Annotated in this window: 18 protein-coding genes; 8 read left to right on the top strand and 10 right to left on the bottom strand. The window is 49.9% G+C overall.

From position 1 onward, the window contains the following. Positions 1 to 53: 53 nt before the first annotated feature. The gene (locus LQ777_RS00510; RefSeq protein ID WP_232560568.1) at positions 54 to 479 is read right to left on the bottom strand and encodes a phage holin family protein; all 426 of its coding nucleotides are present in this window, start codon (positions 477 to 479) and stop codon (positions 54 to 56) included. Between the two features lie 360 nt (positions 480 to 839). Beyond that, complete coding sequence (locus LQ777_RS00505) at positions 840 to 1,226, bottom strand: TraR/DksA family transcriptional regulator (protein ID WP_167204884.1); 387 nt, start codon at positions 1,224 to 1,226, stop codon at positions 840 to 842. A gap of 323 nt (positions 1,227 to 1,549) precedes the next feature. On the opposite strand from LQ777_RS00505, the gene LQ777_RS00500 reads away from it, so the two are divergent. Together LQ777_RS00500 and LQ777_RS00495 are read left to right on the top strand one after the other, a co-directional pair. Further along, a complete protein-coding gene (locus tag LQ777_RS00500; protein WP_232560567.1) occupies positions 1,550 to 2,824 on the top strand; it encodes a Glu/Leu/Phe/Val family dehydrogenase in 1,275 nt (424 codons plus the stop codon). A 98-nt stretch (positions 2,825 to 2,922) separates the two neighbouring features. Continuing rightward, positions 2,923 to 3,585, top strand: coding sequence for a phosphatidylserine decarboxylase family protein (locus LQ777_RS00495; RefSeq protein ID WP_232560566.1), 663 nt, complete (start codon positions 2,923 to 2,925; stop codon positions 3,583 to 3,585). Positions 3,586 to 3,653: 68 nt separating this feature from the next. Here LQ777_RS00495 and LQ777_RS00490 read toward each other — a convergent pair whose 3' ends face one another. From LQ777_RS00490 to LQ777_RS00480, 3 genes are all read right to left on the bottom strand, one after another. Continuing rightward, the gene (locus LQ777_RS00490) at positions 3,654 to 4,460 is read right to left on the bottom strand and encodes an SMP-30/gluconolactonase/LRE family protein (protein WP_232560565.1); all 807 of its coding nucleotides are present in this window, start codon (positions 4,458 to 4,460) and stop codon (positions 3,654 to 3,656) included. Between the two features lie 429 nt (positions 4,461 to 4,889). Then, positions 4,890 to 5,525: a hypothetical protein gene (locus tag LQ777_RS00485; protein ID WP_232560564.1), complete on the bottom strand. Its 636-nt coding sequence runs from the start codon at positions 5,523 to 5,525 to the stop codon at positions 4,890 to 4,892. Positions 5,526 to 5,622: 97 nt separating this feature from the next. Then, positions 5,623 to 6,255 (bottom strand): MgtC/SapB family protein, encoded by a 633-nt coding sequence (locus tag LQ777_RS00480; RefSeq protein WP_232560563.1) that lies wholly within the window; start codon positions 6,253 to 6,255, stop codon positions 5,623 to 5,625. Positions 6,256 to 6,415: 160 nt separating this feature from the next. Between LQ777_RS00480 and uvrA the strand changes: the two genes are divergently transcribed. After that, positions 6,416 to 9,343 carry an excinuclease ABC subunit UvrA gene (gene uvrA / locus LQ777_RS00475; RefSeq protein ID WP_232560562.1) on the top strand — a complete coding sequence of 976 codons (2,928 nt, stop codon included), beginning with the start codon at positions 6,416 to 6,418 and terminating at the stop codon, positions 9,341 to 9,343. A 191-nt stretch (positions 9,344 to 9,534) separates the two neighbouring features. On the opposite strand, the gene LQ777_RS00470 is transcribed toward uvrA, so the two are convergent. After that, positions 9,535 to 10,398, bottom strand: coding sequence for a TraB/GumN family protein (locus tag LQ777_RS00470; RefSeq protein ID WP_232560561.1), 864 nt, complete (start codon positions 10,396 to 10,398; stop codon positions 9,535 to 9,537). A 302-nt stretch (positions 10,399 to 10,700) separates the two neighbouring features. Between LQ777_RS00470 and LQ777_RS00465 the strand changes: the two genes are divergently transcribed. Together LQ777_RS00465 and LQ777_RS00460 are read left to right on the top strand one after the other, a co-directional pair. Further along, entirely contained in the window at positions 10,701 to 13,028 is a 2,328-nt protein-coding gene (locus LQ777_RS00465) for a TonB-dependent receptor (protein WP_425276937.1), read from the top strand. Between the two features lie 63 nt (positions 13,029 to 13,091). Next, a complete protein-coding gene (locus LQ777_RS00460; RefSeq protein ID WP_232560559.1) occupies positions 13,092 to 14,006 on the top strand; it encodes a DUF4249 domain-containing protein in 915 nt (304 codons plus the stop codon). A 79-nt stretch (positions 14,007 to 14,085) separates the two neighbouring features. Here LQ777_RS00460 and LQ777_RS00455 read toward each other — a convergent pair whose 3' ends face one another. After that, the gene (locus LQ777_RS00455) at positions 14,086 to 15,675 is read right to left on the bottom strand and encodes an oligosaccharide flippase family protein (protein WP_232560558.1); all 1,590 of its coding nucleotides are present in this window, start codon (positions 15,673 to 15,675) and stop codon (positions 14,086 to 14,088) included. Between the two features lie 190 nt (positions 15,676 to 15,865). Here LQ777_RS00455 and purH point away from each other — a divergent pair, with 190 nt between their 5' ends. From purH to gatC, 3 genes are all read left to right on the top strand, one after another. Beyond that, a complete protein-coding gene (gene purH / locus LQ777_RS00450; protein ID WP_232560557.1) occupies positions 15,866 to 17,422 on the top strand; it encodes a bifunctional phosphoribosylaminoimidazolecarboxamide formyltransferase/IMP cyclohydrolase in 1,557 nt (518 codons plus the stop codon). Between the two features lie 111 nt (positions 17,423 to 17,533). Then, complete coding sequence (locus LQ777_RS00445; RefSeq protein ID WP_232560556.1) at positions 17,534 to 18,301, top strand: lysophospholipid acyltransferase family protein; 768 nt, start codon at positions 17,534 to 17,536, stop codon at positions 18,299 to 18,301. Between the two features lie 43 nt (positions 18,302 to 18,344). After that, on the top strand, positions 18,345 to 18,632 hold the full coding sequence (gene gatC, locus LQ777_RS00440) for an Asp-tRNA(Asn)/Glu-tRNA(Gln) amidotransferase subunit GatC (protein WP_232560555.1): 288 nt from the start codon (positions 18,345 to 18,347) through the stop codon (positions 18,630 to 18,632). Positions 18,633 to 18,677: 45 nt separating this feature from the next. Here the strand turns inward: gatC and LQ777_RS00435 are convergent, their stop codons facing one another. From LQ777_RS00435 to LQ777_RS00425, 3 genes are read right to left on the bottom strand one after another with little or no spacing between them, the layout of a single operon-like run. Continuing rightward, complete coding sequence (locus LQ777_RS00435; RefSeq protein WP_232560554.1) at positions 18,678 to 19,355, bottom strand: alpha/beta hydrolase; 678 nt, start codon at positions 19,353 to 19,355, stop codon at positions 18,678 to 18,680. A 48-nt stretch (positions 19,356 to 19,403) separates the two neighbouring features. Next, a complete protein-coding gene (locus tag LQ777_RS00430; RefSeq protein WP_232560553.1) occupies positions 19,404 to 20,906 on the bottom strand; it encodes a DUF1501 domain-containing protein in 1,503 nt (500 codons plus the stop codon). Positions 20,907 to 20,923: 17 nt separating this feature from the next. After that, entirely contained in the window at positions 20,924 to 23,692 is a 2,769-nt protein-coding gene (locus tag LQ777_RS00425) for a DUF1553 domain-containing protein (RefSeq protein ID WP_232560552.1), read from the bottom strand. Positions 23,693 to 23,790 lie beyond the last annotated feature (98 nt).

Raw genomic sequence — 23,790 nt, 5'->3', positions numbered from 1 at the left:
CTTTCCTCGACTTGGTATGTGTAGTTTACAATTAATCGCCTATTGAAAAGCCCCTACTGGGCATAACGGTTGGTTTGATCTAAACTAGCGCGTGTTTTTTCCATCAGTTCGCTGACAGCTTCCGTTTTTTCTTCGGCCTTTTTCTCCTGGCTTTTCTTAATAGCACTGTAGGCAGCCACCCTGATTTTTGATTTTACAAAACCACTTGCTGCACCCCAAATTATCGTCAAAAGCAGAAAAAATCCGGCTACGATCAAAAAACCGAGATACCGGCTGTCCGTTACTTCGTTTAAATACGCGGCCAGCAGACTGAATAAGAATATAACTGTCATGGTGCCAAGAAGCGCCAAGCCAATACCGTGAATACCGACGACAACTCCTTCCTCCACTTTGCCTCTTGTTTCGAGTGTGAATAACTCGATACGAGCCTCCAGATAGCGGAAGATATTTTCTCGAACTTCTTCCAAGCGTTCCAGCATGATTGTATGTGTTTAACTTTGCTCTGCGTTATTTACCAAAAACGGCTCATTTTGTTTAGAATTTATCCATTTTCAGCGCTTTAATGGTATATCCTTTCGTGTATACCCTGTTCTGAACCTTTCTGGCTTAGTCGCCGGGCGTTCATTACAGCTGGCCATAGGTTCAGAGAGACCGATTTTTATGAGCCGAGTGAACGCTGATTTAGCGCTCGACGCGATTCACTTAACGAATGTTAACCACAAAAAAAGGTCTGATAGACTAGCTACCAGACCTTCTTAAAGTTTATATACAGGCGTCAGCGAGTTAGGCTGTGCACCGTTCCTGATGACAGTTATGTTTAGCCGCGACAGCAGCGCGTACTAATTTGATTGCCGCAATTTAGCTTCGATCGTTTGTTGCGTATGAGGAACCGCCCGCAGACGCTCTTTAGGGATCAGCTTTCCGGTGTCCTTACAAATCCCATAGGTTCCGTTCTTGATCCGTACCATTGCTGCATCTAACTGCTGCGTGAACTTTTGCAACCGAGCGGCCAATTGGCTAAGATTCTCACGTTCACTGGTATCAGCGCCATCTTCGAGCAATTTAGAATTGCCTGATGTATTATCGGTACCACTATCGTTGCGCTTGCTTAGCGTTTCCTTGATATAATTCAACTCACTACGGGTCGCTTCAAGTTTCTGACCGATCAGTTCTTCGAACTCTTTCAGGTCTTCTTCCGAGTAGCGCTTCTTTTCCTCCTGAACCATAGTTACTAGCTGTATGGATGTATCTTTCCCCAAAATTAACGCTTTTTACCCTGATTTTCAACGAATCTATCAATAAGAATAGTGGTCCTATAGAATTTTATTGAATTGCAATTTGCCGCTATAACCGATTTTTCTTTTGAAACCGTCGGTATCAGTTTATTACAATTTCGGTCTAACGGTCGTATATAGACGATTCTTAGGAATTTTATTTTATACTAATCGTAGAAAAAATATACTTTTCATAACAATACATTGCTTTTAATTAGTTTTGTGACACACTTCATCGATAAAATAGTTTTAAAAAGTGAAGTAACATTATGGCTATGGCATACATTGAACCAGCCCCAATAAAAGATAAGGAAAATCCCCTTGAGTCCATGATGTCGCGATTCGACGCGGCTGCTCGTTTACTGGGCATTTCGGACGAAATGTACGATATCTTGAAAGTACCGGCCAGACAGGTTATCGTGGGACTCCCCGTTACAATGGACAACGGGGCTATTAAAGTTTTTGAAGGTTACCGCGTTATTCACTCAAACATTCTGGGACCTGCCAAAGGCGGTATTCGCCTTGATCCAGCGGTCAATCTGGATGAAGTTCGGGCGCTGGCTGCCTGGATGACCTGGAAATGCGCCGTAGTGGATATCCCTTATGGGGGAGCAAAAGGTGGAATCGCCTGCAACCCTCGTGAGATGTCGGCGGGTGAAATTGAGCGATTGATTCGTCAGTACACCGTTGCTATGCTCGACGTTATTGGTCCAGACCGCGATATCCCGGCTCCTGATATGGGAACAGGCCCGCGCGAAATGGCTTGGATCGTCGATGAATACTCGAAGGCTAAAGGTATGACGGTCAACAATGTGGTGACGGGTAAGCCTTTGGTACTGGGTGGCTCCCTTGGCCGCACTGAAGCGACTGGACGTGGGGTTACGGTAGCAGCGTTGGCGGCAATGGACAAATTACGGATCAACCCATACCGTTCTACAGCCGCTGTACAAGGATTTGGTAATGTCGGGTCCTTTGCTGCCGAACTACTCCATGAGCGGGGTGTTACGGTTGTCGCTGTCAGTGATATATCGGGTGGCTACTACAACGCGTCCGGCATCGACATTACCGCAGCCGTCACTTACCGGAATGCCAATAAAGGTACATTAGAAGGCTTTACAGGTGCCGAGAAGATATCGAACGAAGAGCTACTCTCGTTAGCGGTTGACGTGCTTGTCCCTGCGGCCAAAGAAGATGTGATTACGGACGACAACGCAGCATCCATACAAGCCCGTATGATCGTTGAGGGAGCGAACGGCCCAACTTCTGCCTCCGCTGATGAGATTATAAACAGCAAAGGTATTCTGGTTGTGCCTGATATTCTGGCTAATGCCGGTGGCGTTACGGTTTCTTATTTTGAATGGGTTCAGAACCGGATCGGTTATAAATGGACGCTCGACCGGGTCAACCGCCGGGCCGACCGGGTTATGAAAGATGCCTTCGACCGGGTATTCGAGACGTCACAACGGTATCAGGTTCCGCTTCGTTTGGCCGCTTATATTGTCGCTATTGACAAAGTATCAAGTACCTACAAATTCCGCGGAGGCTATTGATTTTCGTAAAAAGGTATGATGTGTACGGTATGATGCATAATTTTGCTCATATCTGACGCATCAGCAATACATCATATCGTATACATCCTATTCTTTTTATGCGCTTACACCGCGAAGGTTTCACCATCATGATTACAACAGGGTTAGTTTTACTAGCCCTGAACCTACTGGCTTATTACTACCTGTTTTCCGACAATTCGACGGCTATCATACTACTAGCAATAGCCAGTCTAATCTTGTTCGGGCTGATTGTTCAGTTTTTCCGCGTGCCAAACCGGCCACTGACCATTCACGAAGCGCAGGTAATTGCTCCGGCAGACGGTACGGTTGTCGTCATCGAAGAAACCGACGAAGACGAATACTTCAAAGGCCGCCGGCGGCAAATTTCGATTTTCATGTCACCGCTCAACGTGCATGTCAACCGAAATCCGGTTACGGGTATTGTTCGTTATTTCAAGTATTATCCTGGCAAATACTTGGTAGCGTGGCATCCTAAGTCCAGTACCGAGAATGAGCGAACAACGGTAGTAATCCAGGCGAAAAACGGTGTTGAAGTACTTTTCCGGCAGATCGCCGGTGCGGTTGCCCGACGCATTATCTGGTATGTAAAAGAAGGGCAGCCAGTAGAACAGGGTCAGGAAATGGGCTTTATTAAATTCGGCTCCCGGATTGATGTGTTCCTACCGCTCGATGCAGAAGTCAACGTGAAGATCGGCGATAGAACCAAAGGCGGAGTAACGGTAATAGCCGAACTGAAATAAATCATTACGTTTCCAAAAAGCGGGGGCCTAAATCGTGTTGCACGATTTAGGCCCCCGCTTTTTCAGTCTTATAAGCTAATACTCAGCAGTTCACCCCGTTCGGTTTCAGTAACGACCAGCCCTAATTCGCCCGAGGGATCGAAAGCGCAGTTTGACGGGTTCTGCCCTGGCAGTTTAATGTCTTTCTGAAAAACACCGTTGGGCGAGAACACCCTAATAATGCCACTCCCATAAATGGCTACATAGATGTCTCCGTCCGGCCCTACTTTTATTCCGTCTGGTCCGGGTATGTCATGTCCCATCGGCGCTTCAATGACATTGGTCAGAACGCTTATATTTTCCCAACTCAAGCTATCGGCATCCCAGTAACCCTGCCAGATACGCTGCTGATGGGTTTCGCCAATAAGTAACGTCTGATTGTCAGGCAATAAGGCCAACCCATTGGGATAGTCCAGCCCCTCGGCGATGATTTCAACGGCTCCTTTGGGTGTATAAACCGCAACGTAGCCAGGTTCATCGGCTTCGGGATCACCGGGGCAGCTAAATAGTAGATTCCCCTGCTGATCGAAATGCAAATCATTTGGCCAATGCAATGGATCAGCGCCAATTCGGTCGATTACAGTCTCTACTGCTTTTGTCTCAATCGCCATGCGTCGGATGGCCTGCTGTCCCGAGTCGCAAAACCAGATGTAGTTGCCACGTGCGACTGCTCCACTTGGCTTCCCTCCCGTTTTGATTCGTCTCGTTGCCCCATCTGAACTCCAGCAAAGTAAACCTTCGCCCTCTTGCTCTGTACACCAAAGGTGTCCGGTATGGTCAAACACCGGGCCTTCGGGAAATCGTAATCCTGATGCCAGTACACGTATCGTATTCATACGCTTCCTATCATTATGTAATTAAGGTAATTAGACCTGGTAGTTAACAAATCGATTATTTGCTATAGACACCAAGCCGTTTAGATAAGAAGTAAGAATCTCCTGCCTTTGTTTAAGAAATCAGATGCGACTTAGACCTATTCCGTAATGTATCTACGATCTTTTTTAGCTTATAATGGATTTAGATAATTTAAAAATACTTAAGTTATATAACACCTGATTCACCATTTAGAACAAGCTCCTAACACCATAGATTGATGCTACCACCCAAAAAATTACGGTCGAAAAAGAGTAAGCCTTGGTTGACTGAATGGACTGGTTCCTCGACAATGCATTACCAATCTGGCAGCAGATTACTTAAAACTCATAGAACAGAAAAGGCATCGCTCTACAGCGATGCCTTTTCTGTTCTATGTTTATGTTAGGCGCTTAGAAGAAAGATAACCGAATGACTAAAGGGCTACCATAAATGTACTGCGACAACCCTGTGTTAGCGTCATAGTTCAGATTGTAAAGCGCGGTTAGGTTAACACCGAATCGACGAGAGATCGGCTGCGAATACGTAAGGCCAATCAAAGGTGCCGTTACTTGCCCGCTATAACTCCCAGCGACTCCGTCAACCTTTTGCTGAACGGTACTATTTTCTATTTCACCGTGTAAATAAAGGTTAGGCAAAATAGACGGAATGAATTCATACATCAGGAAACCTCTTCCTCCGTATTGGTTGTAAGTCTGTCCACCAACGTTATTGAATCCGTTAAAATAAGGCTTATAGCGCGTGTAATTGTAAGTTCCCCCGATTCCGACGATCAGATGTTCGGTGGCCTGATAAGCAATAACGGGCGAAACACCAATGCTGAACGGATTACCAAAGCGGAAACCGTTGATGCCACCCCCAAAGCGCAACCGCTGCGCAAAAGGAAGAGGCTGACCGTCCACCGTCTGTGTTTTTAGTGGGTCTTTACCTTGATCCCGACGATCTTCCGGATCTTCGGTGAGTTGTGCAAATGCAACGCTGCTGCTCAATAAAGCTATAACAAACAGTACTCTTTGAATATGATTCATGATGGATTGTGGTAAAAGAAAGCTGGCTGGTAAACGCTTAAACATGCTTATTTTATTTATCAGCGTCTTGTCACCCAGCTTCCCGAATGTAACGAAATCAGAACGTAAATTCTTTTATGTCAGGGTCGTTTAACAAATGTTTAATGCATTTTTCGTGGTTAGTAGCCCGGCCTCGCACTCGCCAGCGGCCTGTAATCTTAGTCCCGATGCGTTGCCGTTGTCCTCGTGTTGGTACCAGATTGTATTGCTTAAAAAAAGCCTCGTAATCTTCCAGCGTCCGGTTTGGAAACTCCGCCACAAGGCGGTACTCACGCGTTTGATTTATTTTCTGAATTTGGTCTGTCAGATTGCCCAGAAAAAGTAAGGAACTTAGCACAAGCACAAAGCCAATGAGGGCGATATCATAATTCCCGCTGCCGACACTCATTCCCAAACCCGCTACCGACCATACCGTCGCGGCTGTGGTTAGCCCCTTTACCCGATTATCTTCCCGAAAAATAATACCCGCTCCGAGGAAGCCTATTCCGTTAACAATGTTAGCGGCAACCCGATCATTGGAGCCATTGCCAAGACGCCCTGACACGAGGGTAAACAAGGCCGAACCCACACAGATCATAATCATGGTTCGAAAACCAGCTGATTTGCCGTGATACTCGCGCTCCGCACCAATCGCACCGCCCATAAGCAGCGGAACGACCAATCGGATAATATCTTCACTGGCAAAATCCATTGTTCTCGATACCCATTACGACACGAATGGACGTGCTGTTGCAGTTACGCCTAAATGTCTATTCTTCACCGTCTCAAGCCGCTAAGAATATTCGCCAAGAGAAACCATATCGACGAATAAACCGTTAAAATTTAGATAGAGTTTACCCTACAGACTTAGAATGACTCAAAGCACGAAAACCGAATCAGCACAGTCGGTTGACTACCTCGACCCCAAACAGTTTATTATCATTAAAGGGGCGAAAGTACATAATCTGAAAGGAATTGACGTTGCTATTCCCCGCAATAAATTAGTTGTTTTGACTGGGCTGTCGGGCTCAGGAAAATCATCGTTGGCATTTGATACACTGTTTGCCGAAGGGCAACGCATGTACGTCGAAAGCCTGAGCAGCTACGCCCGGCAGTTTCTGGGCCGGATGGAAAAGCCCGAAGTTGAATACATCAAGGGTGTTTCACCGGCGATTGCCATCGAACAGAAAGTATCGACCCGCAACCCCCGCTCAACCGTTGGAACGTCTACCGAAATTTATGATTATCTCAAGCTGCTCTTTGCGCGGGCGGGCGTGACGTACTCGCCGGTTTCGGGCCATGAGGTGCGCAAAGACACGGTTACGGACGTTGTTAATTTTATTCACAGTTTTGCGGCTGGGCAACGGGTTATGATTCTGGCCCCGCTCCGCATCCGCGACGACAGAACGTTAGCCAACGAGCTGCCTATTCTGCTTCAGAAAGGCTACACCCGGATTGTGGCTGATGGTGGCCCCGCTGGTCAGCAGGTTCTTCAGATTGAGGACGTTTTGGGCGAAGGCAAAGAAGACACGATTGACCTCGCCTACTCATCACTCGAAATACTTATCGACCGTGGTACTGTTATCTTCGACGACAACGGGAACCCGGACGAAGACAATCAATACCGTTTTTCGGATTCGGTTCAGACAGCCTTTAACGAAGGCGAAGGCACCTGCCGGGTAGCGGTCGTAGGAAGATCTGGGGCAACCGAAGAATCGCGGGTTTTCTCCGATAAGTTCGAACTGGACGGGATTGTCTTTGAAGAGCCGAGCGTCAACCTGTTCACGTTTAATAATCCGTACGGTGCCTGCCGCCGGTGCGATGGCTTCGGTAAGGTACTGGGTATCGACCCGGATCTGGTTATTCCTGATAAGAATCTTTCGGTTTTTGAGGGGGCGATTGCACCCTGGCGTAGCGAGAAAATGAATGCGGAGTTTTTGAAGCCTTTGCTTAAAAACGGCATCCGCTTCGATTTTCCCATCCACCGACCTTATAAAGACCTCTCCCCCGCTGAACAGGAACTTCTCTGGACGGGCAACAAGTACTTCGATGGGTTGAACGCTTTTTTCAGCTACGTGGAAAGCCAGACGTTCAAGGTGCAATACCGGGTCATGCTGTCGCGTTACCGGGGTAAAACGACCTGTCCAGAATGCCGGGGTTCGCGCTTACGCAAAGACGCGGGTTACGTAAAGATTGCCGGTAAGTCAATTACGGACCTGGTCCTGATGCCCCTTACCGAAGCAACCACGTTCTTCCGTACGATTGATTTACCTTCGCACCAGCAGCAGGTTGCTAGCCGTATCCTGACCGAAATTCGTAATCGCCTGGATTACATGGAGCGGGTCGGCCTGGGGTATTTGACTCTTAACCGATTGACGAATACGTTGTCTGGCGGTGAATACCAGCGCATTAAGCTGGCAACTTCACTCGGTTCAGCACTGGTTGGCTCGATGTATATCTTGGACGAACCCAGCATCGGCCTGCACCCACGTGATACAAAACGCCTGGTTAGTGTGCTCGAATCGTTACGCGACATGGGTAATACGGTTATTGTCGTTGAACACGAGGAAGAAGTAATGCGGGCCGCTGATCAGTTAGTCGATATTGGCCCTGATGCGGGTTCGCTTGGCGGTCATCTGGTCTTCCAGGGTACATGGGAGGAGATTGAGCAAAGCATGACCCAGGGAACAGAGCAACGTCAAGAAGCCGAGGAAGGTGCAATGCAATCGCACACGCTCGACTTCCTGACGGGCCGCGAAACGGTTGAAGTGCCTGCCTTCCGACGCAAATCGACAAATTTTATCGAGTTGAAAGGGGCTCGCGAAAACAACCTCAAAGATGTAGACGTGCGTTTTCCGCTCAATACCTTGACAGTCGTAACGGGTGTGTCGGGTTCTGGCAAGAGTACACTGATTCGCAAGGTGCTCTATCCTGCTTTGATGCGGGAGAAAGGTGAAACTGCCGAAGAAGCGGGCAAATACGACAGCCTTGGCGGCTCACTGGACCGGGTTTCGGCGATTGAAATGATCGATCAGAATCCAATCGGTAAATCAAGCCGGTCGAATCCGGTTACGTACATCAAAGCCTACGACTATCTGCGTCAGGTCATGGCCGATCAGCCGGTGTCCAAATCACGCGGCTATAAGCCAAGTCAATTTTCTTTCAACGTTGACGGTGGACGCTGCGAAGTGTGCCAGGGCGAAGGCGAAGTGAAGATTGAGATGCAGTTCATGGCCGACATTTATCTCAAATGTGAAGGCTGTGATGGCAAGCGGTTCAAGCAGGAAGTGCTGGAAGTGACGTTGCACGACAAAAACATCTCGGACATTTTGGATATGACCGTTGATGAAGCCATCGACTTTTTCAAGAAAGTTGATACCAAAATGGCGGACAAACTGCGGCCTTTGCAAGAGGTTGGCTTAGGGTATATCGGACTTGGACAATCGGCGAATACGCTTTCGGGTGGCGAAGCACAGCGCGTCAAGCTGGCATCGTTCCTCGGCAAAGGCAATCCAAACAAAGGGGGCACGCTGTTCATCTTCGATGAACCAACGACCGGATTGCATTTCCACGATATTCGAAAACTACTGTCGGCTATCAACGCCCTCGTTGATCAGGGTGACTCAGTGATTATTATCGAGCATAACATGGAGGTGATCAAGAGCGCCGACCATATCATCGATATCGGTCCCGAAGGCGGTGAAACGGGTGGCTACATCACATTTACGGGTACACCCGAAGAAATGGTGAAGCTGACGGAAGGAAATTACACCGCCGACTACCTGCGGGAAAAGCTGTAAAACAAAGAGGGGTCAGGTTCTCAAACCTGACCCCTCTTTGTTTTACGTGGTGTCGGTTTTGAGTACCGCACGGGCGGCCCCGCCGACACCACCATAGAAGCATATCGAATTAGAGCAAAGCCAATGTTCCGGACAATACTCGTTTGAGAACCGCACGGGCGGCCCCGCTTACCCAGCTTTATGTCAAAGTTTCACTTGGCCTTCACCTCATAGCCCGCTTTGCGCAACAAGGCAATCAAGCCTTCCGGACCGGGCAAATGAAGCGCACCAACCGCTACAAACGTGGGTCGAACAGCCATGATCGTCGGTAATTTTCCCATCCAGGTTTGGTTTCGCTCTTTGACGAGATACGACAGATCACCGTATTTTTCTTCGTGTTGCTGCCCCAGTTTCCACATTCCTTCCAGGTCACCCGCTAAGTAGAGGTCGGTGAGGTGCTGGCTCTGACCTTTTGTGTCTTTTTTCTCCTTCACCAGTTTAACCAGATCCGCAGCTTGCTTTTCCACCGGATCGTGGTCGAACAAAAAAGCCATTTGCTGCTCCATCGTTTCGAGCGGAGTAACGGCTTTTCCTTTCTTTTTCGCTTCGACCGCAAAGTATAAATCAAGCGGCTGTCCGGTAAACTTACGGAGCGTATCAACCTCTTTTTCGGCATAGCCAAGGCTTAATGTCGTTGCCGTCATAATCGGCTTCATCATGTTGAACATAGCCAGGTCATAGCCTGTCACCTGCTTGAACTCCGTAGCAACTAACTGGTAATCCGGTTCAGACAGTAGTTTCTTCAAGCTATTGCCTGGCATCAGGGCGCGCATCGCCATGTTGAGCATGGCCGATGAATCGACCGTTGTTTCAACGACGACTCCCTGGGCCGCATCGAAAGCTGTTCGGACCGTAGGGGCTTTGTCGAGATAACTGTCTTTAAGAATGTGGTAGGTTCCGAACAGGTAGGAAGGCTGCTTGAGCCCGTTGCCGGAGACTTCCCATAGCAAGGATTGAGCTAGGCCCGTTTGGGGAAGCGCCAGTAGAATAAAAAAGAGAATGCGTAACGAAGTCATCACTATATGTACAAAAAAGCGGATACCAATAACACACAATTTAGCCCACACCCAGGCAGTTTTACTGTTTAAGTACAATAAACCACGCCATTCACAATCGAAATTCGCTGTTTCATCTAATTTTTCGTAAAGACAGCCAATCACTTGTCTACTTTTACGACTCTATAGGCAAAAGCAGTTTGAACAAAACCTCTAGCTTGTAATTTACAAACAACCGAATGAAAAACAAGGTACTTATCCGGCTCTTATGCCTGTTTCTTATACCGATCAGTACGGTACGGGCACAGACCGATCAGAACACAATGGGTGTTGGGAAAGCCGCACCTGCCCAATTGACAGTAAGCGGCTATATTAAAGACGCGTCGAACGGTGAAGGCTTGATTGGCGTGTCCGTTTACGTGAAAGAAACGGGTACCGGAGCTGTAACCAACAACTATGGGTTCTACGCCGTAACCGTCCCTCCCGGCAACTACAACCTGATTATCTCTTACGTAGGCTACGAGAAACAAAATAAATCGGTAACACTAACCGACCGCAACCTTCGGCTTGATCTTGAACTAAGCGAAGAAGGCAAACAACTACAGGAAGTTGTTGTTTCGACCAAACGTGAAGACGATAACGTAAAGAGTATCGCCATGAGCGTTAATCAGATTGAGGTCAAAACACTGAAGCGTATTCCGGCGCTGCTCGGCGAAGTTGACGTTGTGCGCAGCATTCAGCTTTTACCAGGTGTTTCAACGGTGGGCGAAGGCGCTACAGGTTTCAATGTACGCGGGGGTAGTATCGATCAGAACCTGGTACTCCTAGACGAAGCGCCCGTCTACAACTCGTCTCACTTATTTGGTTTCTTTTCCGTTTTCAATCCCGACGCCGTTAAAGATGTGAAGCTGATTAAGGGCGGAATTCCGGCCAACTACGGCGGTCGGATCGCGTCAATTCTCGACGTACGACTGAAAGAAGGCAACGCCAAAAAGCCAGAACTAAACGGCGGTATCGGCCTTATTTTTAGCCGGTTGTCATACGAACGACCGCTTTTCAAAGGCAAAGGTTCGTTTATTATAGCGGGTCGACGCTCCTACGCGGATATTCTGGCGCAGCCATTCCTCAACAGTGATCTCCGTGGTGCTAAATTTTACTTCTACGACCTGACGGCCAAAGGCAACTACCGCATCAACGACAAGAACATTGTGTATTTGTCGGGTTACTTGGGTCGTGATGTGTTCGGCTCCGATTTCGGCTTTAACTGGGGCAGTACTACCCTTTCAGCCCGTTGGAACCACGTGTTCAGCGACCGCTTGTTTTTGAATACCACGGCCTATTACAGCAACTATGATTATTCGCTCGACTCCGACCTGAAGCGTAAGCGGCAAAACGACTTTTTCCGCACTGGCTCGCGTATCGTCGATTATAGTATCAAACCCGATTTCTCATTGTTTCTCGGTAAAAGCACCATCACGTTCGGTGGCCAGTCTATTTTGCACGACTTTCAACCTGGAACGGCTACAGCCGCCAGTTCTGGCTCCATTCGCACGTTTGGGCTGGAAAGCAAATACGGCTTAGAAAACGCGCTATACATTGGCAACGAGCAGCAGCTTACGGGCAAATTACAGCTTCAGTACGGACTTCGTTACTCGTTGTTCAACTACATCGGACCAGGTCAGGCGTACATTTTTCAGACGGATGTGCCCGTCGGCCAACGACGGAACGTGCTGACGACGCTTGACTACCGGGGCGGCAAAACGATTCAGACCTACGGCAACTGGGAACCGCGTTTTGCAGCTAAGTACGAACTGGGAGACAATAGCTCGGTCAAGCTGAGTTACAACCGGCTGGCGCAGTATATTCACCTGATTTCAAACACCACAGCGTCAACACCGCTGGACATCTGGACGCCCTCCACAAATAATATCCGTCCGCAGATTGCCGACCAGATAGCGGGTGGTTACTTTAAAAACTTTGGCCGATCGGGTCAGGAGTTTGAAGCCTCCGTTGAAGTGTACTACAAATGGCTGCAAAATCAAATCGATTACATCGACGGCGCTAACCTGATCTTAAACAAGTACCTGGAAGGCGAACTGTTAAGTGGTCGGGGTCGGGCTTATGGAGCAGAATTTTACGTGAAGCGCAACACGGGCGTAGTAAACGGCTGGATTAGCTACACCCTGGCTAAAACGGAACGTCAGGTCGCCGGTATCAACAACGGTGACTGGTACGCGACGCGCTTCGACAAACGGCATACCCTGACATCGGTGCTGCTCTTCGATCCGCCACGAGCAAAACGCTGGAATTTTTCGGCGACGTTTACCTTAGCCAGCGGTACCCCCGCCACATTCCCAACCAACCGATTTGAATTTCAGGGCTACGTAGGGCAAGTCATAAACGGACGCAACAACTACCGGATTCCGGCGTACCACCGGCTCGACCTGGCGGCCACGTTACAAGGCCGGAAACGTCCCGGTAAGCGGAAAGAAGACAACTGGGTTTTCTCCGTCTATAACGTCTACGCCCGTAAGAATCCGTTCTCGGTCTTTTTCCAGCCAAACGAAGACAATCCCCGCGTAACGGAAGCGATCAAGTATTCAGTTTTCGCAACGCTTATTCCGTCGGTGACCTACAACTTCAAATTCTAACGAATTCACGAGGCTGTTGTACATCGCGCCCGTTTGAACACACCTCACTAGCCATTTTAGTCCATGAAACGACTTTCGTTTTTATATCCATTGGTCCTTTGCCTGCTGGTTCTGGGTAGCTTGTCAGGATGCGAGACTGTCATTGATGCCAAGTTAGATACTGGTCCAACGCAACTGTCGGTCGATGCTATTCTTACTGACCAGCCGGGTCCGCAAACGATCCATCTGACCCAAACAGCACCTTATTTTAACAGCGGTACACCCTCAGCCGCGCTAAGCGCAACCGTAACCGTAACGGATAATGTCGGTAAGTCCTATGCTTTTACGGACGAAAACAACGATGGTTATTACGTCTGGCAACCCGCTTCTACGACGGATACCCTCGGACACGTTGGCCGCACTTATCAGCTTACAATTAATCTGGGTGGAGAAACCTACCGGGCGAGTTCTGCTATCAATCGGGTTCCCATCGTTGACTCGCTGGTATTTGCAAAAACCAAAATCAATCCGCTTTCCAAGGTAGAAGGCTACCGGGCCGAATTTTACACCCGCGACCTTCCCGGCGCCGTTGACTACTACCGGATTCGCTATTACCGGAATGGTACATTGCAGGCCAGAGCCCGTGATATTATTATTGTTCAGGACGCGGCTTTTCGAGGAAGCGCCGACACCGACGGTTTATTATTTATCCAGCCCATTCGCCGGTCGGTCAATCCTGATAGCCTGTATGCGCTCAACGAGGAAGTCAAGGTAGAAGTACAGTCGTTATCACTGGAAGCCTATAATTTCTGGGATGCGCTTCGAACGCAAATTACAAACGGAGGACTGTTTGCAACACCACCCGCTAACGTTCCAACGAACATTACCAATACCAATCCGAGTGGACGGAAACCGGTCGGTTTCTTTATTGCGTCAGCCGTTCGCAGCCGGACGGCTCGTATCGTCAACGAGAATATACGACCAGACGATAATCGTTAAAGAGGCTCTGTATATGATGAACCCCTGTGGTGTCAGGTACGAATACCTAACACCACAGGGGTTCATCATATACAGGTAATTATTCTTTTTGAATCAGCGGTTCGTCTGACGGGTCTTCAGGAACGGATATATTTTTGCTCTTCTTCCGGCGGAGTCGGGCTAGAACGGGTGTAAACGTTTCCCGCTCAACGACCAGAATAGCTGCGAAAAACAAGCCAAACAGCGCCAGGTGGTAGGGCACAGAAAGCCATAAGTCCGAAATCTTAACGTACTGGGACGCGTAAATCAGCAGCCCTCCTGCCAGCACGTAACCCACCGCCGACTGCACATGATAAGGTACGGGATAATACTTTTCGCCCAGCACGTAGCAAATCACCATCATCGCAAAGCTGGAAATAAGAAAGGCCAAGGCGCAACCCATGTAGCCCATTATAGGTATCAAAATGATGTTGCCAGCGATGGTGATCCCAGCCCCAATAACAGTAATCAATGTTCCGAACTTGGTTTTATCGCTAAGCTTGAACCAGAAGGATATGTTGTAGTACACACCCAGAAAAAGGTTAGCCAGCAGCAGGAATGGCACAATCGACAGACCGGAGCGGTATTTTTCCGAAACCATAAAGCCCACAATGTCCAGGTTCAGACTCACCCCCACCCAGATCAGCACGCAGACAATCACGAACCACTTGGTAACGTCGGCCAACAGCTTCGGCGAGTTTTTATCTTCGGCTCGCGAGAAAAAGAACGGATCGGCGGCAAACTTAAACGACTGAATAACCAGCGCCATAAATACCGACAGTTTCAGGCAGTTTCCATAGATACCCAGCGCGTCCTTGCTCGTCTTGCCCGGATAAAAGCCTTCGGGAAGCAGATGTTGCAAAAACAGCCGGTCGGTCATGGAATTTACTAGCCCAGCCAGACTGGTCAACATCAGCGGAGCAGCGTACGCCAGCATAACGGCAACCTCTTCTTTTTTCAGTCGGAAGTGGAACCCCGCAAAAGCATCACGCAATAGCACGAAATACGTGGCGTTTCCCAGCAGGTTGGCAAGCAGAATATAACCAGGTCCAATGCTCGGGTAATAGATTAGGTCAATAGCGGGTTTGAGGAATGTCAGGTACTTTTCGTTATAAATATCTCGGCAAATAACCAAGAAGAAGACGTTCAGTGCAACGACGATGAAGATGTTGATGATCTTGGCCTGAACGAACCGACGCGCCCGATTCTCGACCCGCAGCCGCGCAAACGGAATCGCCATGATGGCATCGATAGCGACGATAAACGCGACCCAGATCACAGACAGCTGCTGACCCGGATAATCCAGCCAAACCACAATCTGCGGAGTCAGCAGAATAATTAGTGTGGTGAATAGTGCACTAATGACCAGCACGATACTAAGTGTCTCGTTGAAAACTTTCATCCGGTCGTCAGGATTACCCGACTTGTTGGAGCGGGCGGCAAATCGAAAAAAGGCGGTCTCCAGACCGAACGTGTAGACAACCAGCAAAATACCAACCCAGCTGTACAGCTCCACATTGGAGGCCATCTCACCAGGCTGCGTAAAAACATAGGTTTGTAACGGCACCAGCGCAAAATTGAGCATCCGTCCCAGGATGGTACTAACCCCGTACAGCGCCGTATCGCTGGCTAATTTTTTGAATGTACTCATTGATAGTGCCCAGCGGCAAGTTCAGGCTTTCGTGCTTGGGCAGACAAAGTTAAGACGTTTGGTTATCTTTGTGCTTCAGGCCGCACCACGAATACCGGGCCACAAACGTCCGGGGTTGGCTTCGTTGTTGATTGGCCTGTGTTGATCACTAAATTTCAGAAGCAGCACTAGCGCTGTTTCACCCGACAGCATGTCTCTTAAAATCTCCTCTGCACTGATCTCCGTTTATTACAAAGATGGTCTCGAACCACTCGTACGGCTTCTGCACGAACACAACGTGCGGCTGTACTCAACCGGAGGCACTCAGGCATTCATCGAACAACTCGGTATTCCTGTTACCGCCGTTGAAGATCTAACCGGATACCCGTCTATTTTCGGCGGTCGCGTTAAAACGCTTCACCCAGCCGTTATGGGGGGGATTCTTTACCGTCGGGAATTGCCCGAAGATCTTGCCCAGGCGGAGCGGCACCGGATTCCGCCCATCGACCTGGCCGTTGTAGACCTGTATCCGTTCGAAGAAACGGTAGCGTCGGGCGCGTCGGATGAGGACATTATTGAAAAAATAGACATTGGTGGTATTTCGCTGATCCGGGCGGCTGCTAAAAATCATAACGATGTGCTGATCGTCTCGTCGCGGAATCAGTACGCCAACGTGGTTCAACTGCTGACGGAGAAAAACGGAGCAACCGACCTGAGCGACCGTCGTTTCTACGCCAAAGAAGCGTTTGCCGTAACGTCGCACTACGACACTGCTATTCAGGCTTACTTCGCCAAAGACGATCAGGAATCAACGCAAAAAGCTTCGTCAGCCGCCGACATCAACGACTTCAAAAACCTACCGGCCAACCACCTGCGTTACGGCGAGAACCCGCACCAGCAAGCGACGTTCTACGGTGATCTGGACGCGATGTTCGACAAGCTGCACGGCAAAGAGCTTTCGTACAACAACCTCGTGGACGTAGATGCCTGCGTCGGACTGATTGACGAGTTTGCAGCATCGGAAGGTAGTACGTTCGCGATTATCAAACACACCAACGCCTGTGGTATTGCTACTGCGGAAACGGCTCAGGACGCTTACCTCAGAGCGCTCTCCTGCGATCCGGTATCGGCGTTTGGCGGTGTAATCATCACCAACACGACGGTCGACCGGGCAACGGCGGAAGAGCTGAACAAACTGTTCATGGAAATTCTGATCGCGCCCGACTTCGCGCCCGAAGCGTTAGAGCTGCTGAAATCGAAAAAGAACCGGATTCTCCTGAAACGCAAGTCGGTTGCCCTACCAACAGTCATGTTCAAAACGATCCTGAATGGTGTTCTGGAACAGGACAAAGACAATCAGACCGAAACGGCAGACGACTTTAAGGTAGTTAGCCAAAAAGCACCAACGGCGGACGAACTGCAAGCGCTTGAGTTTGCCCTGAAAGTGTGCAAGCATACGAAGTCGAACACAATTGTACTGTCGAATAAAAACCAGTTGCTGGCTAGTGGCGTCGGTCAAACCTCGCGCGTAGACGCGCTGCGGCAGGCTATTGAAAAGGCGGGTTCGTTTGGGTTCGATCTGCACGGCGCGGTGATGGCTTCCGATGCGTTCTTCCCCTTCCCCGACTGCGTTGAAATTGCCGGTCAGGCGGGGATCACGGCGGTGGTTCAGCCGGGTGGTTCGGTTCGCGACCAGGACTCGATTGATTACTGCAACGCGCACGGTCTGGCGATGGTTACAACCGGCGTCAGACACTTCAAACACTAATTTTAAAGTAGGAATCCGTATGACTTGCGTGCCTGGCTGACGGAAATGGTATAAATCAGCGTTGCGCACGCAAGTCATACGAATCTGTTCGCCAGTGCGGTTCAACCACCTATGCGGCTTCTGTATACGATTTGGTGCGCTGTTTATTTCGTAGCGTTGTATCTGATCTTGTTTCCGATCCAGTTTGTGTTTTTACAGCGCGATCAATGGAAACCCCTGGCGCATACGATTAATTACATCTGGGGTATTCTGTTTTTTGCTGGCATCGGCATCTCGATTCACGTCGAACGGCGGTTTAAACCGGACCCGAAGCAAGTGTACGTGTTTTGCGCTAACCACTTCTCGTACCTCGACATAGCCGCAATGGGTGTGATTGTCAAAAACTATTACGCCTTCATTGGAAAAAGCGAAGTCAAACATGTTCCGTTGTTAGGATACATGTTCGCTAAACTGCACGTTCAGGTGGATCGCGAACAGGCCAAAAGCCGGGCTTATTCACTAGCGAAATCGATTCGAACGCTGGCTTCGGGCCGAAGCATCATGATTTTTCCCGAGGGAGGCATCCGGGCAAAAGAGCCGCCTAAAATGCACCACCCGTTTAAAGATGGCGCATTTATTATGGCGATTCAGCAGCAGGTTCCGGTAGTACCCATCACCTTGCTGACGAATTACAAAATCCTGCCTGACACCGAAAAAGTCAGAATGCACCGGTTTCCGCTTCGGGCCGTCATTCATCCACCTATCTCGACGACAGGTTTGACCCAGGAAAATGTGGCCTGGCTGCGCGAAGAGACGTATCGGATTATTGATGCGGAACTTAGTCAGTCAGCAGGCACCAGTGCGGCCGGTCAATCATCGACCCAATTATCAGATCGTTAAGAGATAAACTGAAATCCAGACGGGATTTCCAGCAACAGAAACCATGAAAGTAGATCAGGAAACCTTACACAAAATTGCGCACCTGGCCCGGCTGGACGTTCGGCCCGAAGAAGAAGCTGAGTTGTTGAACAGCCTCAACGGCGTACTGACCTGGATGGAGCAGCTCAACGCAGTAGACACCACGGGCGTCGAACCACTGACGCATATTTCGCCCGAAGTCAACGTACTGCGCGACGACGTTGTTGGCCAGCACCTTCCCCGTGAGAAAGCACTCGCCAACGCTCCGCAACACGACGAGCAATTCTTCGAGGTTCCTAAAGTACTGGAATAACGGCGTCAATTTTACGCTTGTATGCGAATCGGCGCGGTCGTCTTTTTAGCGCGATCCTGACGTAGCCAGCAACTCCCGAATGGGTTCGGCTACTTTTTCGGCGTGGAAAACGAGGCTGAAATGATCACCGGGTACTTCGACGAACGGTTCGCTGGGGCGCGCTACGATACTGTCCCGGCGGGCGTGAATGCGCAAATCCGGCGAAACCGTTAAGGAAGGCACCTGCGCAAATAGCGTTTGAAGCTGCTGGTAAAGATACCGTCGGCTCATGGTTTTCATGCCGTCCGTAAGGGTGCAGTACAAGTCGTAGGATTCAGGAAACGGGTACTGTTTGCGAAAATAATTCAGGAGCAAGCGGCTTTGCGTAATCCCTGAATAAAGTAATCCCTTTAGCAAAAGCAAGTTGTGCAGCGGCAGCCGTATTCTTCGTTGGTCGGTAAACGAGCCTATTTGTATTGCTTTCGCCTTCGCTAGCTGTTTGATGTGGATCGCTACCCAGCCTCCCATCGAGTGGCCAATAACTACATCATCCGCCGTAATCTGGTAGTAATCCGTCAGGTATTGGGCGAGCAGCCGGACATTGACAGGCCCGCGAGGTGCCCAACGCTCGAATTCATCGGCCAGATTAATCCGGACAAAATTAGCAGTAGGTAATAACGGAATGAGTTTGTCGAAAATAGTGGGGTCTTCGACATACCCATGAATAAGAAAGATACGCACCATAATTCAAGTAATTCTCGACCAGTAAAGTCCAGATACTAGTTAATTGGTTCACGCAAGCACGGGCGTAACCACTTTACCCGCCACATCGGTCAACCGAAATGGCCGTCCCTGAAACTGATACGTCAGCTTGGTGTGGTCAAAGCCAAGCGCGTGTAGAATGGTCGCCTGAAGATCGTGAATGTGAACTTTATCTTTCACGCCGTAGTAGCCGATATCGTCGGTTTCGCCGTACGAAAAACCACGTTTTATTCCACCGCCCGCCATCCAGACGGTGAATGCATCCAGGTGATGATCACGGCCCATGAAAGGTAAAACCTGTCCGTCACGGTTTTCCTGCATAGGCGTCCGACCAAATTCGCCACCCCAAACCACAAGCGTATCATCCAGCAAACCCCGTTGTTTCAAGTCGTTCAACAGTGCAGCAACGGCCTGATCTGACTCTTTGCATTTATCTCGTAATCCAATTTCAATCGCACCGTCGGCACTCGTTCCGTGGGTATCCCAGCCCCAGTCAAACAGCTGAATAAATCGAACGCCCCGCTCAGCCAGCCGCCGGGCCAGCAAACAATTTCGGGCAAAAGACCCTTTATCCGGATCAACACCGTAGCTGTCGAGAATATACTGCGGCTCGCTTTTGATGTTCATCGCGTCGGGAACAGACATCTGCATTCGAAATGCCAGTTCGTACTGAGAAATGCGGGTTAGTATTTCTGGATCTTTAACGTCGTCGTACTGCTGCTGATTGATCTGGCTGATCGCGTCAATCGTTTGCTTCCGGATGTTTCGATCCATGCCCGCCGGATTAGACGCGTACAGCACCGGATCACCGTCGGTACGGCATTGAACACCCTGATAAACGGTCGGGAGAAAACCGCTTCCCCAAATCGACTTCCCCGCATCCGGTTGCTTGCCCCCCGACGCTAAGACGATATAACCAGGCAGATTGTCGTTTTCCGTACCTAATCCATACGTTACCCAGGAGCCGATGCTGGGTCGGCCCAGGCGCGCGCTACCGGTGTGCATAAGCAACTGAGCGGGCGCGTGGTTGAACTGATCGGTATGCATAGCCTTCAGGAAGGCAACATCGTCAACAACCTTTTGAAAGTGGGGCAGGTAATCAGACACCCACGCGCCCGACTGACCGTATTGGGCAAACTTTCCCTGTGGGCCCAGCATTTTGGGAACACCCCGGATAAAGGCAAACTTCTTACCTTCCAGCAACTCCTGCGGACAATCTTTACCGTTGTATTTGACCAATTCTGGTTTGTAATCGAACAGTTCCAGCTGGCTTGGCGAACCAGCCATGTGAATATAAATTACCCGTTTGGCACTCGGCAGACGGTGGGACGGATGCGGGGCAGTAGGTTCATCCGCTAACAAAGCCGTTCCGGTCGTATGTTTTGTCGGGTTATCGGTACGAAAAAAACCACAACCACCCAACAGCGAGCCAAGAGCCATTACGCCCAGCCCGGTCGAGCAGGTGTGCAGAAAATGTCGCCGGGTCTCCCGTTCGGATGCTGTCTGCTGAAGTTCGTTGCGGAGCTTATCCATAGCGTATTTTTGTTCTCCTACTCTTTCGTAATTACTTCGTCCAGATTCAATAGCGTATTGGCCGTTACGGTTAGCGCTGCCAGTTGCGGAGTAGCATCCTGTCTAGCCATCAACTTGCGGGCTTCGTCGGGATTTTGCCGGTAATGCTGTTCGGTACTTCGGTAAAGCTGCGTCAACACCGCCAGTTTTTTAGGCGTCAGCGTATGCACTGTTACCCGCCGAAAGCCAGCCTGTATCTGTGCTTCGGGTAGACGACCCTTCCGCTGCATGTATTCGGCTAGCTTTTGAGCAGCTTCTATATACACGGGATCATTGAGCGTGACGAGAGCCTGTAATGGTGTATTGGTTCGGAGTCGGCGTAACTGGCAAAATTCACGACTAGGACTGTCAAACGTTATCATCGATGGATAAGGAGCAGTCCGTTTCCAGTAGGTGTATAAAGCCCTGCGGTGCAAATCGTCGCCGGTACTTTGCTTCCATGATTCGCCATCATACGGTGATTGCCAGATACCGTCAGGTTGAACCGGCATAACACTCGGCCCATACATTTTAGCACTCAGCAAGCCACTGACCGCCAGCGCCTGATCGTGTACAGCCTCCGCCGACAGCCGAACGCGAGGCCCGCGAGCCAGTAGTTTGTTGAACGGATCGTTAGCAAGTAGCTCCGCCGAGACCTCGGATCGTTGCTGATACGTAGCTGACATGACCATTTTTCGCAGCAGCTTTTTCACGCTCCACTTGTCGGTTTCCATAAATTCGACAGCCAGGTAATCCAGCAGTTCGCGGTGGGTTGGCGGAATGCCCTGCGTGCCCATATCTTCTACCGTTTCAACAATTCCTGTTCCAAAAAGCTGCTCCCAGAACCGGTTGACCGCTACCCGCGCCGTCAGCGGATGCTGCCGACTAACCATCCACTGCGCCAATCCCAAGCGGTTTTTCGGTAAGGTTGACTCCATCGCGGGGAAAGCCTTCGGCACGTCGGGTGTTACACGTTTTCCTTTTACCAGCCAGTTGCCGCGTTCAAAAAGGTGCGTTTCCCGCGCCAGATCACTCGAACCGTCGAGCATAATAGGCGTTTGTTCGGGACTGGCGTTCAAAAGCTCGAGCAGCAGTTTATCCTGATCTCCAATGGCACGTAGCGGCTGACCGGGAAGCGAGGGCTGCAAGGAAACCCACTTTATCTGTACCCATTCTTTGGGCGCTTTCGGGCTACTGAGCGCCATGAAAAGATGATGTTTTCCCTGAACGGCTGGTAAGGGTATCAGTTGAACGGTATCGTTGCCGGCACTACCCGTTTTCGGTACGGGAACGGTGGCCAGCACCGTTCCTTTTAGGCTATCACTATAAAACGTGACTGTTGCGTTCGGCGCGTTTGTCCCCCAGGCGATCAACAGCCGGGGGCGCCCCGTCAACGTTACGTTCTTGATTCGGGCCGAGCCTTTGTCCTGAAAACCAAAATATTTAGCGTCTAGTAGCGAGGCATTGACAAACTGATCGAAGTCATGCGAATTGATTTTCGGTTCAACCGTTCGGGCTAGTTTCGTAAAGTACTCCGCCTGGGCAGTGGCCTGCCGCCGATCAGCAACGCTTCTGGCAATAAACTGCTGTAAGCTGACTAATTTAAGCGAATCCGTAGAAGAGTAAAATCGTAACGTCGGGGTATCGCTGGTTACGTCTTCGTCGCGGGTGTTGTTGAAAAAAGCGAGGTACTTGTAATACTCTTCGTTAACGAACGGATCGTACGGATGACTGTGACACTGTACGCACGAAAAGGTAGTGCCCTGCCACACGTCCCAGGTCGTATTGACTCGATCAAGCACGGCTGCCGTACGAAATTCCTCGTCCTGCGTCCCCCCTTCATCGTTGTTCATCGTGTTCCGATGAAAGCCCGTCGCGATAAGCTGCGCGTCGGTCGGCGCTGGAAGCAGATCGCCCGCTAGCTGCTCAATGGTAAACTGATCAAACGGTTTATCATCGTTGAACGCTTTGATGAGCCAGTCACGGTAGCGCCAGATTTTTCGCCCCGGATCACGCTCGTACCCTTTCGTATCTGCGTAACGCGCCAGATCAAGCCACATCCCTGTCCAACGTTCCCCATAAGCTGGTGAGGCCAACAACCGATCAACGACCTTCGCATACGCATCCGGTGATCGATCATTCATAAAATTCGTGACTTCTTTTTCGGTTGGCGGCAATCCGGTCAGGTCAAGTGACACGCGACGAATCAGCGTAGCACGGTCGGCTTCCGGCGATGGTTTTAACCCCTCAGGCTTTAGTTTTTGAAGAACAAAATGGTCGATTTCGTTCTTGGCCCACTTTGTTTCATCGTTCTCCGTAATACCTAGGCGGCTTAGAAACGTACCGATTTTGGGAACGTCAGGCTTCTCGACGGTTTGGTACGCCCAATGATCACCCCACTCAGCGCCCTGATCAATCCATTTGCGCAGCAGTTCGATCTCATCGGGTTTTAACGCTGGATGCTCTAGCGGCATGCGCTCGTCAGGATCATCCAGCGTCAGCCGCCGGATCATTTCGCTGGCATCGGCGTCACCAGGGATAATTCCTGGTTTGCCCGATTTAGCCGGAGCGAGCGCTTCGTGTTCAAACAACAAAGAGAAGCCAGATGCTTTTTTTACTCCGCCATGACAGGCTATGCAGTGCTTATTGAGCAACGGCTTGATCTGGGTATTGTAATCCACCCGATCCTCGAAAACACCAAGAAACGACGAGAGCGTAACCATAACCGCTACTCCAACTACGCCCCAACTAATCCACGGATTCATCATCTCCGATTGATGGGCAAACGGCGTTTTCGTTTCTATGCTCTATTTGCCATGCCTCTCTAGCACAAAGACATACACGGCTAAATCCTCATCATGTTTTG

The organism is Spirosoma oryzicola, from assembly GCF_021233055.1.
Taxonomy (GTDB): Bacteria; Bacteroidota; Bacteroidia; order Cytophagales; family Spirosomataceae; genus Spirosoma; species Spirosoma oryzicola.
This window is presented reverse-complemented; position numbering and strand designations above follow the sequence as displayed.

Bases quoted from the DNA above. Each gene is read 5' to 3' on its own strand.
- LQ777_RS00510 (WP_232560568.1), bottom strand. From the start codon at position 479: ATGCTGGAACGCTTGGAAGAAGTTCGAGAAAATATCTTCCGCTATCTG.
- LQ777_RS00505 (WP_167204884.1), bottom strand. From the start codon at position 1,226: ATGGTTCAGGAGGAAAAGAAGCGCTACTCGGAAGAAGACCTGAAAGAG.
- LQ777_RS00500 (WP_232560567.1), top strand. From the start codon at position 1,550: ATGGCATACATTGAACCAGCCCCAATAAAAGATAAGGAAAATCCCCTT.
- LQ777_RS00495 (WP_232560566.1), top strand. From the start codon at position 2,923: ATGCGCTTACACCGCGAAGGTTTCACCATCATGATTACAACAGGGTTA.
- LQ777_RS00490 (WP_232560565.1), bottom strand. From the start codon at position 4,460: ATGAATACGATACGTGTACTGGCATCAGGATTACGATTTCCCGAAGGC.
- LQ777_RS00485 (WP_232560564.1), bottom strand. From the start codon at position 5,525: ATGAATCATATTCAAAGAGTACTGTTTGTTATAGCTTTATTGAGCAGC.
- LQ777_RS00480 (WP_232560563.1), bottom strand. From the start codon at position 6,255: ATGGATTTTGCCAGTGAAGATATTATCCGATTGGTCGTTCCGCTGCTT.
- uvrA (WP_232560562.1), top strand. From the start codon at position 6,416: ATGACTCAAAGCACGAAAACCGAATCAGCACAGTCGGTTGACTACCTC.
- LQ777_RS00470 (WP_232560561.1), bottom strand. From the start codon at position 10,398: ATGACTTCGTTACGCATTCTCTTTTTTATTCTACTGGCGCTTCCCCAA.
- LQ777_RS00465 (WP_425276937.1), top strand. From the start codon at position 10,701: ATGGGTGTTGGGAAAGCCGCACCTGCCCAATTGACAGTAAGCGGCTAT.
- LQ777_RS00460 (WP_232560559.1), top strand. From the start codon at position 13,092: ATGAAACGACTTTCGTTTTTATATCCATTGGTCCTTTGCCTGCTGGTT.
- LQ777_RS00455 (WP_232560558.1), bottom strand. From the start codon at position 15,675: ATGAGTACATTCAAAAAATTAGCCAGCGATACGGCGCTGTACGGGGTT.
- purH (WP_232560557.1), top strand. From the start codon at position 15,866: ATGTCTCTTAAAATCTCCTCTGCACTGATCTCCGTTTATTACAAAGAT.
- LQ777_RS00445 (WP_232560556.1), top strand. From the start codon at position 17,534: ATGCGGCTTCTGTATACGATTTGGTGCGCTGTTTATTTCGTAGCGTTG.
- gatC (WP_232560555.1), top strand. From the start codon at position 18,345: ATGAAAGTAGATCAGGAAACCTTACACAAAATTGCGCACCTGGCCCGG.
- LQ777_RS00435 (WP_232560554.1), bottom strand. From the start codon at position 19,355: ATGGTGCGTATCTTTCTTATTCATGGGTATGTCGAAGACCCCACTATT.
- LQ777_RS00430 (WP_232560553.1), bottom strand. From the start codon at position 20,906: ATGGATAAGCTCCGCAACGAACTTCAGCAGACAGCATCCGAACGGGAG.
- LQ777_RS00425 (WP_232560552.1), bottom strand. From the start codon at position 23,692: ATGATGAATCCGTGGATTAGTTGGGGCGTAGTTGGAGTAGCGGTTATG.